General features: G+C 70.5%; 16 protein-coding genes. 12 read left to right on the top strand and 4 right to left on the bottom strand.

All coding sequences use genetic code 11. The features are described 5' to 3' along the window. On the bottom strand, positions 1-198 hold a 198-nt coding region (locus tag IF46_RS35320), incomplete at its 3' end, for a hypothetical protein (protein WP_232234166.1). 111 nt (positions 199-309) lie between these two features. Between IF46_RS35320 and IF46_RS0126200 the strand changes: the two genes are divergently transcribed. The 3 genes from IF46_RS0126200 (at position 310) to IF46_RS0126190 (ending at position 3115) form a co-directional block, all read left to right on the top strand. Further along, entirely contained in the window at positions 310-1320 is a 1011-nt protein-coding gene (locus tag IF46_RS0126200) for a hypothetical protein (protein WP_051724183.1), read from the top strand. A gap of 84 nt (positions 1321-1404) precedes the next feature. Then, positions 1405-2379 (top strand): pirin family protein, encoded by a 975-nt coding sequence (locus IF46_RS0126195; RefSeq protein ID WP_030491042.1) that lies wholly within the window; start codon positions 1405-1407, stop codon positions 2377-2379. Between the two features lie 67 nt (positions 2380-2446). Further along, on the top strand, positions 2447-3115 hold the full coding sequence (locus tag IF46_RS0126190; RefSeq protein ID WP_036393315.1) for a hypothetical protein: 669 nt from the start codon (positions 2447-2449) through the stop codon (positions 3113-3115). 262 nt (positions 3116-3377) lie between these two features. Here IF46_RS0126190 and IF46_RS0126185 read toward each other — a convergent pair whose 3' ends face one another. Both IF46_RS0126185 and IF46_RS0126180 read right to left on the bottom strand, forming a co-directional pair. After that, a complete protein-coding gene (locus tag IF46_RS0126185) occupies positions 3378-4043 on the bottom strand; it encodes a DUF1345 domain-containing protein (RefSeq protein ID WP_051724182.1) in 666 nt (221 codons plus the stop codon). 43 nt (positions 4044-4086) lie between these two features. Beyond that, positions 4087-4359 carry a DUF2795 domain-containing protein gene (locus IF46_RS0126180; protein ID WP_030491039.1) on the bottom strand — a complete coding sequence of 91 codons (273 nt, stop codon included), beginning with the start codon at positions 4357-4359 and terminating at the stop codon, positions 4087-4089. A gap of 156 nt (positions 4360-4515) precedes the next feature. Between IF46_RS0126180 and IF46_RS0126175 the strand changes: the two genes are divergently transcribed. The 6 genes from IF46_RS0126175 (at position 4516) to IF46_RS0126150 (ending at position 8451) form a co-directional block, all read left to right on the top strand. Beyond that, positions 4516-4926 carry a DUF2267 domain-containing protein gene (locus IF46_RS0126175; protein WP_030491038.1) on the top strand — a complete coding sequence of 137 codons (411 nt, stop codon included), beginning with the start codon at positions 4516-4518 and terminating at the stop codon, positions 4924-4926. Between the two features lie 214 nt (positions 4927-5140). Further along, on the top strand, positions 5141-6166 hold the full coding sequence (locus IF46_RS0126170) for a TerC/Alx family metal homeostasis membrane protein (RefSeq protein ID WP_030491037.1): 1026 nt from the start codon (positions 5141-5143) through the stop codon (positions 6164-6166). Between the two features lie 75 nt (positions 6167-6241). Beyond that, positions 6242-6841, top strand: coding sequence for a sulfite oxidase-like oxidoreductase (locus IF46_RS0126165; RefSeq protein WP_030491036.1), 600 nt, complete (start codon positions 6242-6244; stop codon positions 6839-6841). A 49-nt stretch (positions 6842-6890) separates the two neighbouring features. Continuing rightward, positions 6891-7613, top strand: coding sequence for a ferredoxin reductase (locus tag IF46_RS0126160; RefSeq protein ID WP_232234165.1), 723 nt, complete (start codon positions 6891-6893; stop codon positions 7611-7613). A gap of 35 nt (positions 7614-7648) precedes the next feature. Further along, a complete protein-coding gene (locus tag IF46_RS0126155; RefSeq protein WP_030491034.1) occupies positions 7649-7942 on the top strand; it encodes a DUF6510 family protein in 294 nt (97 codons plus the stop codon). 92 nt (positions 7943-8034) lie between these two features. Continuing rightward, positions 8035-8451 carry a hypothetical protein gene (locus IF46_RS0126150; RefSeq protein WP_030491033.1) on the top strand — a complete coding sequence of 139 codons (417 nt, stop codon included), beginning with the start codon at positions 8035-8037 and terminating at the stop codon, positions 8449-8451. A 12-nt stretch (positions 8452-8463) separates the two neighbouring features. Here the strand turns inward: IF46_RS0126150 and IF46_RS0126145 are convergent, their stop codons facing one another. Next, positions 8464-8871, bottom strand: coding sequence for a pyridoxamine 5'-phosphate oxidase family protein (locus tag IF46_RS0126145; protein ID WP_030491032.1), 408 nt, complete (start codon positions 8869-8871; stop codon positions 8464-8466). 108 nt (positions 8872-8979) lie between these two features. On the opposite strand from IF46_RS0126145, the gene IF46_RS0126140 reads away from it, so the two are divergent. The 3 genes from IF46_RS0126140 to IF46_RS0126130 all read left to right on the top strand — a co-directional run bounded on the left by IF46_RS0126140 (position 8980) and on the right by IF46_RS0126130 (position 11843). Continuing rightward, positions 8980-9702 (top strand): VOC family protein, encoded by a 723-nt coding sequence (locus IF46_RS0126140; protein WP_030491031.1) that lies wholly within the window; start codon positions 8980-8982, stop codon positions 9700-9702. A 192-nt stretch (positions 9703-9894) separates the two neighbouring features. Continuing rightward, positions 9895-10422, top strand: a complete 528-nt coding sequence (locus IF46_RS0126135) for a GNAT family N-acetyltransferase (protein WP_030491030.1) — start codon at positions 9895-9897, stop codon at positions 10420-10422. Positions 10423-10541: 119 nt separating this feature from the next. Beyond that, positions 10542-11843, top strand: a complete 1302-nt coding sequence (locus IF46_RS0126130; RefSeq protein WP_030491029.1) for an NAD(P)/FAD-dependent oxidoreductase — start codon at positions 10542-10544, stop codon at positions 11841-11843. Positions 11844-11854 lie beyond the last annotated feature (11 nt).

The raw sequence follows: 11854 nt of genomic DNA, 5'->3' as shown, positions 1-11854 counted from the left end.
CCGGACGCCTACGCCCAGTGGGAGCAGCAGGCCGCCGACCTCGTCGGCCAGTACTGGAACAGCTGACCCCCACGACAGCACCACCCGCACAGCACCACCCAGGACACCGACCGCTGGCCGGCACCCGCAACACGGGGTGCCGGCCAGCGGCGTTTTTTGTGCGGTGGGCACTCCGCTCTGCTCGCTGAACGCTGACAAGACGCCACCCTGGTGCCCAACGGAGCGGAGGGACCTGATCGGCGCGGAGTGATCCGATCAGCCGACGGGTACGTACCCCTCGGCGGGGGACCGGCGGAGGGATTAAGGGGCATGGCCGCAGTGGGGTACGGCACGGATCACGAACCGGAGTCAGAGCTGGAGCCTGCCGGTGACGCCGCACCACGGCGTTGGTCTACCGGTACCCGACTCTTGGCGGGCGCTGCCGCCGTCGTGTTGCTCCTCGGTGCGGCAGCGGTGGCGGTGATCGTTGCCGATCCGGATCGCCTCGGCATGACCTACTCCGGCGCACCCGGCAACATCCGCCCGGACAACATCCGCCCGGACGGCAGCCGCCCGGACGGCAGCCGCCCGGACGGCAGCCGCCCGGACGGCAGCCGCCCGAACGGCGACGGCGCTCGGCCCGGGGACGGAGGCCGTCCGGGAGGCGTCGCTGACCCGGAGGCGGCTGGGGGTCGCCCCGGTGGTGCGGGTGCTGCTGCCGAGCAACTGTCGACGGCGCCGCTCGCGGGTCGGCAGCGGGGCGTCTTTGTGCTCGCGGACGGGCTGTCCTCGTTCGAGCTGCGGGTGGCTGAGTTGGGCGACGACCTGTACCGGATCAGTACCCCGGCCGGCTCGGGTGTGGTGGGCCGACCAGCGGTGCAGGGGGAGACCGTGCGGCTTGACCTCGTGGAGTCCGGGACACCAGGGTCGCGGGCCGTGCGGGTGTTGCTCAACGAGCGGGTCGCCTGGCGTCTTCAACTCGCTGGCGGGGTGAGTAGTCAGGTGCTGGACCTCACCCGGGCCCGGCTCCTGGGCGTGGAACTTGCCGGCGGGTCTACCCGCACCGAGATCCTCCTGCCACCGATCACCGCCGCCAGCACCCTGACCGTACGACTCAGCGGTGGGAGCAGCCAGCTTGACGTCCGGGTGCCCGGGGAGATTTCGGTGCGGGTTCGCGTCGGAGCGGGTGCCGGCTCGGTGGTGGTGCGCGACGACCGTTGGGATGGGGTGGCCGCGGGGTCGGTGCTGGGTACGCCGGGTTGGGACCGGGCAGCCGAGCGGTTGTACCTGGACCTGGTCGCCGGTGCCAACAGCGTGATGGTGTCCTCCAACAACCGGTGAACGTCTGCCCGGGGCAGCCATGGCGGGGCAGCCCACGCCGGAAAGCGCCGGGGTCGCGGGTGGGCGTGCGCGTACAGTCGGGCGGTGGAGCGTACTGAATCGATGCTGGCGCAGACCCGACCGCCTGGCGTGGCCGACGTCGATCCTGGCAGTGTGTTGTTGCCCGGCCACGACGTGCCGTTGGGTCGTTATACGACGGTGCGGCGGCTGCTTCCGCAGCGCGCCCGACGGATGGTTGGCGCCTGGTGTTTCGTGGACCATTTTGGCCCGGACGATGTGGCGCAGCGGCCCGGCATGGAGGTGCCGCCGCACCCGCACACCGGTCTGCAGACGGTGACCTGGCTGCTCGACGGTGAGATTCTGCACCGGGACAGCCTCGGCAACGTGCAGGCGATCCGGCCTGGTCAGCTGAACGTGATGACCTCCGGGAACGGCATCGCCCATTCGGAGCGGTCGCCGGACACCCATCCGCCGGTGATGCACGGCGTGCAGCTCTGGGTGGCGCTGCCAGACTCGGCGCGTGCCGGAGCGGCCGACTTCGCACACCACGGCGACCTGCCGCGCTGGCGCGACGGTGATCTGGACGGCACCCTGCTGGTCGGCGAGTTCGCCGGGCAACGGTCACCGGCGGTGGTGCACACCCCGCTGGTGGGTGTGCAACTGGAGCTGGGCGGTGCCGCGCCGGCGACGCTGTCGTTGCGGCCCGATTTCGAGTACGCCGTGCTGGCGATGTCCGGGTCCGCGGAAGCGGCCGGGGTGGGTTTCGAGCCGGGGGCGCTGCTGTATCTGGGCTCGGGCCGCCGGGAGCTGACCGTGCGGGGCGGGGCCGGGGCCCGGTTGTTGCTGCTGGGCGGCACGCCGTTCGAGGAGCCGTTGGTGATGTGGTGGAACTTCGTCGGCCGCTCGCACGAGGAGATCGCCGCCGCCCGGGAGGACTGGATGGCCGGGGACGGACGCTTCGGTGTGGTCGCCGATGATCCGGCGCCGCCGCTGCCGGCGCCCGCCCTGCCCACGACCCGTCTCAAGTCCCGTGACCGCACCGGCGGCCTGCACGGCTGACGCGAACCCGCACCGGGGCGGCCCCGCGCGCCCGGTGTGGCCGTCGGCGGCGCGGGTAGTCGCCGGCATGGCGACCACTCTGATCACCCCGGTGGAGGACCGTAAACGCCTGGCTCGCCGGCTCGCCGGTAGCGGGCGGGGCTTCGCTGAGCAGTACGGGTTTCGGGTGACCAACAACCCGGCGAGCCTGTTCCAGGTGCTCTATCTGTCGCTCTTGCTGGCCCGACGTGGTGACTTCCGGCGGGCGCTGGACGGGGCGCGGGCGTTGCGCGACGAGGGGTGGGACAGCGCGGCCCGGCTGGCGCGTTCGCTGCATGAGGACCGGGTGCGGGTGCTGCGCGCCAGCGGTCAGCGTGGTGATGTGGACACGCTCGCTGACGTGCTGGGTGACCTGGCCCGGACGGTGGTCGAGCGGTACCGGGGTGATCTGCGCCGGTTGCGGGCGGTGGCACACCACGACCCGGTCCGGGAGCGGGCGCTGCTCGCCGAGCTTCCCGGCGTGGACGATCCGGTCGTCGACCTGTTTCTCCGCGAGGCGCAGGCGCTGTGGCGGGAGGTAGCCCCGGTTGCCGACCGGCGGGCGTTGGCCGCCGCGCGTCGGCTCGGGCTGGGCAGGTCGGCGGACGACCTGGCCGGCCTGGCCAGTGGCGAGTCGGAGCAGCTGGCCTGGTTGGTGGGGGCGTTGGCCCGGGTCGACCTGGAGCATCGGTACGCGGAGGTGGCTGGTCGGCCGTAACGTGCCCTGGCCCACACTTCCCCAAATTCTGACCAAACGGAGGATGTTCTGTCGTATGGTTGGACCCGGTAGTGCTGGCCGCTCGGTTCGAGCGGACCTCCACCGCCTGGTGACCGCGACCGGTTCGGACGTGGTTCACCGCCTGGACAGGCTTGTGTGGCGCCCTAGGTCGCGGTTCGTGACCAGGGGCGCCCGCCTGTCCCGGCGATTCGTTCGGCCCCGCCCCGTGACGCCTCCGGGGCCAGCGCGGCCGGCCAAGCGCTCAGCGGGCCAGACCCGCCAGCAGGTTCACGGTCACGGCGATGATGAACGCGCCGAACAGGTACGACACCATCGAGTGCCGTAGCACCGTGCGCCGCATCTCGTTGCTGGTCAGGTTGGTGTCGGAGATCTGGAACGTCGTCCCGATGGTGAACGCGACGTACGCGAAGTCGGAGTAGCGCGGCGGTTCGGGCTGGTTGAAGTTCACCCCGCCGTCCGGGCCCGTGTAGTAGATCCGGGCGTACCGGGCGGCGAACACGGTGTGCACCACGAACCAGGAGAGCACCACGCTGAGTACGCCCAGGCCGCTGTGCAGTTCCCGACTGAGGCCGGGTGGTGCGCTCTGCGCGCTGGCCACGACCAGCCCGACGGCCAGGAGGCTGGCCAGGCAGGCGACGAGCAGCAGGGCGTCCCGGATCGCCCGGTTCGGGTCCTCGTGGACAGCCAGCTTTGCGGTCCGCTCGGCGTCCATCGGCCAGAGCTTGTGCCAGACCAGCGCGAGCCAGCTCAGCGCGCCGACGTCCCAGCCGGCCAGGGCGGCGAGCGGCAGTGGCAGCAGCACCGCGAAGGCGCAGCCGGCGATGACGCCGACCACTGCCACCACGGCGATCTGTACCGCGGCCGGGAAGCGCACATCCGCTGGCCGGTCGGGGCCGGTCTGGCTCATCCGTGCCGCTCCCGGGTCACAGGGCTGTGGGCGTCACCGTGGGTCAGATACCGCGCAAATGCTGCGAGACCCGGTTGTGCTTCTTGTCCCGGGCCTGCTCGGCCCGTTGCGCGGGGCCTACCTCGGGTGCCGCCTCGATTCCGGCCGAGCGGGCCACCTCGGTCCCGTTGGCGTAGTCGACCGGCGGCAGGGCGCGTAGCGCCTTGAGCACGTCCGGCGGTGCGCCTTCCCGTTCGGCCTCGCGGACCACGGCGTCCTTCTCGGCCGGGTAGTCCAGGCTCGACAGGTACTGCAGGACTTCGGCGTAGCTCGCCATGGCGTGGGCTCCCTCGGGCATCGATGTGGTGACGACCGGCGGCGGTTACCCGCCCGCCCGCCGGTCACGCCCCCTTCGGAGAGGAATCCCGGCGCCGTTTCTCCTGCGCCGCCGCGGGTACCCGCAGGCGCCGACGCGAGCCCAAGGGAGTACGCGATGAACTACGACACCTTCATCGACCAGGTTTCCCAGCGCACCGCCACATCCTCCGAGCGGGCGGTGGAGCTGACCCGCGCCGTGTTGGAGACGTTCGCCGAGCGGTTGACCGGCGGCGAGGTCCTGGACCTGGCCGCCCAGTTGCCCCAGCCGCTGCAGTTGGTGCTCAAGCCGAGCCCGAGCACCGAGCAGGCGGACCGGTTCGGCGCGGCGGAGTTCGTCGCCCGGGTCGCGCTGCGCGCCGGTGTGCAGGAGCCTGCTGCCCGGGATGCCAGCCGAGCGGTCTTCACCACTTTGCGCGAGGCGATCACCGGCGGTGAGTTCGATGACGTGGTGACCCAGTTGCCGCGTGACTATCGAGGGCTGGTGGAGCAGGCGATGGCCCCGGGAGCGACGCTGCGTCGGGGCTGACAGCGCTCGTTCCGAGTACACACAGCGGTTTACCAGGGCAACTATCGATGTCCCGCTTGGCGTGGCGATTCTGCCTGGCCTAACCTTGCCGTACGAGGGGAGTACTTCCCACGAACCATTCCGGTCAGTACGGCACGCCCGGCGTGCCTCGGGTGGTTGCCCATCAGGTGGTGGGTGAAGGAGACCTCGAACATGACGGTGTTCGAGGAGAGCCATGACCGAAGTGTCTTATTTGTCCGCCGCTAGCGACCTGTCGTCGGTGGGCACGCCCACGCTGTGGGCGGTGACCATCATCGGGGTCATCCTGCTGTTGGTGCTGGACTTCCTAGTCACGCGTCGCCCGCACGAGGTTTCCATGCGGGAGGCCATCGGCTGGTCGGCGTTCTACATCGCGCTGCCGCTGGCGTTCGGTGGCTGGATCTGGTCCCGCTTCGGCTCCCAACAGGGCGTGGAGTACCTGACCGGTTACCTGGTGGAGAAGTCGCTCTCGGTCGACAACCTCTTCGTCTTCATGCTGCTGCTGGCAGCGTTCGCGGTGCCGGCGGTGCTCGCCCAGCGGGTGCTGCTCTACGGCATCGCCGGGGCGCTGGTGCTGCGGGCCGTCTTCATCGCCCTCGGCGCGGCGGCCCTGCAGACCCTCGACTTCGCCTTCCTGCTCTTCGCGATCATCCTCATCGCCACCGCGGTGAAGCTGCTGCGCGATGCCATGTCCGGGCATCAGCAGGAAGTCGACATCAACAAGATGCGCTCGGTGAAGCTGCTGCGCAAGGTCATGCCGGTGGTCGACGACTACCACGGCACCAAGATGACCGTCCGGCAGGGCGCCAAGCGGGCACTCACGCCGTTCGCCCTGGTGGTGGTCGCGGTGCTGGCCACCGACATCGTCTTCGCTGTCGACTCGGTGCCAGCGGTCTACGGCATCACCGAGGACCCGTACCTGGTGTTCGCCACCAACGCGTTCGCTCTGCTCGGCCTGCGGGCGCTCTACTTCGTCCTGCACGCGGCGCTGAGCCGGTTGGTGCACCTCAGCTACGGTCTGGCCATCATCCTGGCGTTCATCGGCCTCAAGCTGGGTCTGCACTGGGCGCACGGCATCTGGGCCAGCGTGCCGCAGATCCCCACCCTGGCCTCCCTCGGCGTGATCATCGGTGTGTTGGTGGTGGTCACCGTGACCAGCCTGCGCGCCACCCGGGGCGGCGACCTGCCCGAGGACCGCAAGGTCGTCGCGGAGCGGCACTGACCGCACCGGGCCCGACGACGATGGGGTACGCGGGAAAGCTCCCGCCCCGGCCAACGCGGGTGGTACGACTGTGCAATGGGAATCGTGTCACCGGGCTTTCAGGGTCGGCCCCGCACCCAGGAGCCGGCCCTGCCACCCGGCCAGTACCTGACCGAGGACTTTCCGGTGCTCTCGGCCGGGCCGACTCCCCGGGTGTCCCTGGACACCTGGGAGTTCGTCATCTCCGCCGAGAACGGCAGCGACCATCGGTGGTCGTGGCAGGAGCTGATGGCCCTGCCGCAGGAGACGCCGACGGTGGACATCCACTGCGTCACCCGCTGGTCCAAGTTCGGCACCACCTGGCAGGGCGTCTCACTGGACACGCTGCTCGCCGACGTCGACACCGGAGCGCACTTCGCGCTCGCGCACTCCTACGGCGGGTACACCACCAACCTGCCGCTGGACGATCTACGCGGCGGGCAGGCCTGGGTGGTGCACAGCTTCGACGGCGCCCCGCTGCCCGCCGAGCACGGCGGGCCGGCGCGGCTGCTGGTCCCGCACCTGTACTTCTGGAAGTCCGCCAAGTGGGTGCGCGGCCTCCGGCTCAAGACCATGGACGAGCCGGGTTTCTGGGAGACCGCCGGCTACCACGACTACGGTGACCCGTGGCGCGAACAGCGGTACCAGGGTGACTGAGCGCGCCGCCGCGACGAGCACCTCACCTCGGACGCGAAACCGTTGGCAGGTGGGCCGGCTGGTGGAGCGTCGAGTCGAGACACCGACCGCGCAGACCCTGGTGCTGGAGGTGCCGGACTGGCCGGGGCACCTGCCCGGGCAGCACGTCGACCTGCGGCTCACCGCCCCGGACGGCTACCAGGCGGCCCGGTCGTACTCCATCGCCGGGCCGGCCGTGGACGGCCCCGGCGGCCCGCGCGTCGAGGTGACCGTGCAGCGGGTGCACGACGGTGAGGTGTCCCCGTACCTCATCGATGTCTATGGTGTTGGTGACCCGGTGGAGGTCCGCGGACCGCTCGGTGGCTGGTTCATCTGGCGGCCCGAGGAGACCGCGCCGGTGCAGCTCGTCGCCGGCGGCTCCGGCATCGTGCCGCTGATGGCGATGATCCGGGCGCGGCGAGCGGTGGGCAGCAAGGCACCGTTCCGGCTGATCTACTCGGTGCGCACCCCGACCGACGTGATCTACGCCGACGAGCTGCGCCGCCGGGTCCGCGACGACTTCGGCCTCGACATCGCGTACGTCTACACCCGCGAAGCGCCCGAGGGCTGGCGCGGCGAGCCGCACCGGATCGGGTTGGCGGACGTCAACACGCACGGGTGGCCGCCGGACCTGGAACCGCTTACCTACGTCTGTGGTCCGACCGCGTTCGTGGAGACCGTGGCCGACCTGCTGGTCGGGCTGGGGCACCCGTCGCGGCGGGTCAAGACCGAACGCTTCGGCCCCACCGGCTGACCACCTGCCCTCCCACGCAGTGTCGAGGAGAATCGATGACCGAGATGTCGTACCTGGACGGCAACATGCTCGACGGCCCGATGCGTGAGCTGTTCACCGTCGACCTGAGCACCGCGATGGGGCGCTGTGAGAACTGCGGGATGACCGGTTCGATGGCCAGCCTGCACGTCTACTCGCACGCCCCGGGCCTGGTCGCCCGTTGTCCCTCCTGCGAGGGGGTGATGCTGCGCCTGGTGCGTGGACCGGACCGGGCCTGGCTGGACCTGCGCGGCACGACTTTTCTCCAGGTCCCGATGCCGATGGAGCAGACGGTCGCCGGCCCGCTCTGACGATCGGCACGCCCCTTCAGGACCGGAGGAGATCGTAGGACTGGGCGAGGTCGTCGTGCCGTGCCGGCTCATAGCTGCGGCAGACTGGCCGGATGAACGCTGGCCGGTGGGCTTCTGTGCCGCTCGCGGTTCGATACGTGGTGGGTGTCGCCGTGCTGGTCTTCGCCTACGGCACCGTGGTGCATGTGGTCCAGCTGCTCCTGCCCCAGTTCGGGCCGCAACTGGCTCTGCCGGGGTGGCTGGCGGTCTACTTCGCGTCCCTGACGCTGTGGGATCCGTTGGCCGCACTGCTGTTAGCCGCTCGCCGGCTGGAGGGACTCGCGCTGGGCTGTGCCGTGCTGGCGACGGACGCTGCTGCGAACTGGTACGCCAACTACGTGCTGGACCCGGCGAGCGGCATCACCCCGGGCCGCATCGGGCACGCCGTCATCACCGCCCTCGCCGTCGCCCTTGTCGCACTCTTCCCGTGGCTGAAGCCATGGCTCGTCCGCTCGAACGGACGGCGCTGACCGTGTTGGGGTCTACTGCGCGGTACCGGCCAGCAGCCACCGTCGAACCGGGATCTCCAGCAGCACCCGCTCGCTGTCCGGGCCGACCTGCCGGCTGACGTCCCAGCCGTCGTACTTGCTGGCGAACGCCTCGACGACCGGGCCCGGGAACCCGCCTCGGTGCACGCGGGCAGCGCCCTCCGCGACCACGGGCGCGTTGCCGCCCTCCAGAGCCAGCGACACCCGTTCGTCGATCACGACGTTGCGGGCCTTGACGCTGCGGCTCTCGCAACCGACCCAGAACGTTTCGGAGAGGTAGACGAACCAGACCGGCGTCAGGTGCGGGGAGCCGTCGCGCCGCAAGGTGCACAGCCAGACGTTCGACTCTGCCGTCAGTCGCAGCGCGACGTCGACCGGAAGGGCTGCGGGGGATCGACTCACCCGGCCAGTGGATCACAACGACGGTGGCTCGCCGAATACTCGGGTGCGGACGGCTTGGCTCGTCCCTAGGCTTCCGGGCATCCTGCCGGATCGGAGATGAGCAGCGCGATGACGTCTCACCTGTTCGCGATCAGCTACGACGCAGCCCAACCCGTACTCCTCGGACGGTTCTGGTCCGGGCTCCTGGGTCGGGAGATGGTGGATGACCCGCAGGACGGCGTCCTGGTCCTGCCGGGGACCGACACCGACTTCCGGCTGCGCTTCGTGCCGACCGACCAGCGGAAGGTCGTCCAGAATCGGATGCACTTCGATCTGACGAGCAGTTCCCTGGAGGACCAGCAGCAGACGGTGGCCCGGGCGTTAGAGCTCGGCGCACGGCACATCGACATCGGCCAGGGACCGGACGACGATCACGTAGTGCTCGCCGACCCGGAGGGCAACGAGTTCGACGTCATCGGGCCGGGCAACAAGTTCCTCTCCGGCTGCGGCTTCGTCGGTGCGCTGGCCTGCGACGGGTCGCAGGCGGTCGGCTACTTCTGGAGTGCGGCGCTGGGGTGGCCGCTGGTCTGGGACCAGGACGAGGAGACCGCGATCCAGTCGCCGCAGGGGGGCACGAAGATCAGCTGGGGTGGCCCACCACTGATGCCGAACGGCGGCAGGGATCGGGTGCGTTTCGACCTCGCCCCTGCTGCTGACGTCGAGCGGCAGGCAGAGGTCGACCGGTTACTCTCGCTCGGGGCGACCCTTGTCGACGCCGACCAGGACGGGGCAGGCCGGCTGGTGCTGGCCGACCCCGATGGTCAAGAGTTCAGCCTGTCGACGCCCCGCTAGCACGCCGTCGCCCGCGTGATCGTGCTCGATCAGTGATGTAGTGGTCACGTGCGCTGTCGGATGCCACTACATCCTTGTTCGAGCGCGATCACGCGACCGCGCGGCGCGAGCGCGATCACGCGACCGCGGGGGCGGCGCTCACCCTGCGGCCCGTTGGACAACGGCGGCACCGCTGCGCCAGAGTGGTCCGCCGTGAGATACCTGCGTACCGGTGGTCCTGCCGCGATCCGGCGGCCCCGACCTACCGACTCTGACGAGTTCGTCGCCGCCGTGCAGCGCAGTCGGGACCTACACCACCCGTGGTTGGCCGCGCCGGCCAGCCCCGAGGAGTACGACCTCTATCTGCGCCGGATCCGTCGCCGCGACAGCGCAGGTTACCTGGTCTGCGACCGGGCCAGCGGGGAGATCGCCGGCTACGTGAACATCAGCGGGATCGTGCTCGGTGCGCTGCGTGGTGGCTTCCTGGGGTATGCGGCGTTCCTGCCGTACAGCGGAACCGGGCACGCCTCGGCGGGCGTCGCCCTGGTGATCGACCACGCGTTCACGACGGTCGGGCTGCACCGGCTGGAGGCGAACATCCAGCCGGGCAACGAGCCGTCCCGGCGGGTGGCCCGCAAGCTCGGTTTCCGGTTGGAGGGCTTCTCCCCGGACTACCTGTTCATCGACGGCGCGTGGCGCGACCACGAGCGCTGGGCGATCACCGCACCGACACCGACCTGACCGACCAGGCCGACGAGGTCGACGAGACCGACCTGCTCGACCAGGCCGGCCAGGCCGGTCGAACGGGACGCGCCGGCGCAGGGACGTTTGTGCGGGGCTTCGACGGGAAACGGCCCGCAATGACGAAACCTCGTGTGGTGATCGTGGGGGCCGGGTTCGCGGGTTACCACGCGGCGAAGACGTTGAGCCGGATCGCCCGGGACCGGGCCGAGATCGTGGTGCTGAACTCGACCGACTACTTCCTGTACCTGCCGTTGTTGCCCGAGGTGGCGGCCGGGGTGGTCGAGCCCAAACGGATCGCTGTGCCGTTGACCGGGACGCTCAAGGGCGTACGGGTGGTGATCGGCGAGGCGGACCACGTCGACCTGCAGAACCGCTGGGTCGGCTTCACCCAGGCCGAGGGGGAGAAGAACCGGCTGGCGTACGACCGGTTGGTGCTCGCCGTGGGCAGCGTCAACAAGCTGCTGCCCATCCCGGGAGTGACCGAGTACGCGCACGGCTTCCGCGGCCTGCCCGAGGCCGTCTACCTGCACGATCACATCGTGCGTCAGATCGAGCTGGCCGAGCAGGCCGAGGACCCGGCCGAGCAGCAGGCCCGCGCCACGTTCGTGGTGGTCGGGGCGGGCTACACCGGCACCGAGGTCGCGGCGCACGGGCAGTTGTTCACCGACGCGCTGCACGCCCAGCGGCCCCGGCTGACCGTCCGGCCCCGTTGGATGCTGCTCGACGTGGCGCCCCGGGTGCTGCCGGAGTTGGACAAGCGGATGTCGGACACCTCGCACAAGGTGCTCAACCGGCGTGGGGTGGACGTGCGGATGGGCACCTCGGTGGCCGAGGCGACCTGCGACGGGGTGAAGCTCACCGACGGTGAGTACGTGCCGACCTGCACCCTGGTGTGGTGTGTGGGGGTGCGCCCCGACCCGTTCGTCAACGAGTTGGGCCTGCGGACCGACCGGGGTCGACTGGTGACCGACGAGTTCCTCAACGTTCCCGGCTATCCCGAGGTGTTCGCGTGCGGCGATGCCGCCGCCGTGCCCGATCTGGTCAACCCGGGGCAGGTCTGCGGGATGACCGCCCAGCACGCGCAGCGGCAGGGCAAGCGGGTGGCGCACAACATCGCCGCGTCGTACGGCTTCGGCCAACGCAAGCCGTACAAGCACCACGACCTGGGCTGGGTCGTCGACCTGGGTGGCAAGGACGCGGCGGCGAACCCGTTGCAGATCAATCTGGCCGGGTTGCCGGCCAAGGCGGTCACCAGGGCGTACCACCTGATGGCGATGCCGGGCAACCGCACGCGGGTCAGCGCCGACTGGGTGCTCGACGCCGCGTTGACCCGGTCCGCGGTCCAGTTGGGGCTGGTGCCGGCCAACGCGGTGCCGCTGGAGAGCACCACACCCGAGGTGACGACCCGGTCCCGCTGAGCGGGCACGCG

The organism is Micromonospora chokoriensis, assembly GCF_000718555.1.
GTDB classification, from domain to species: Bacteria; Actinomycetota; Actinomycetes; order Mycobacteriales; family Micromonosporaceae; genus Micromonospora; species Micromonospora chokoriensis_B.
The sequence above is the reverse complement of the archived record's forward strand: the minus strand, read 5'-3'. Positions and strand labels throughout refer to the sequence as shown.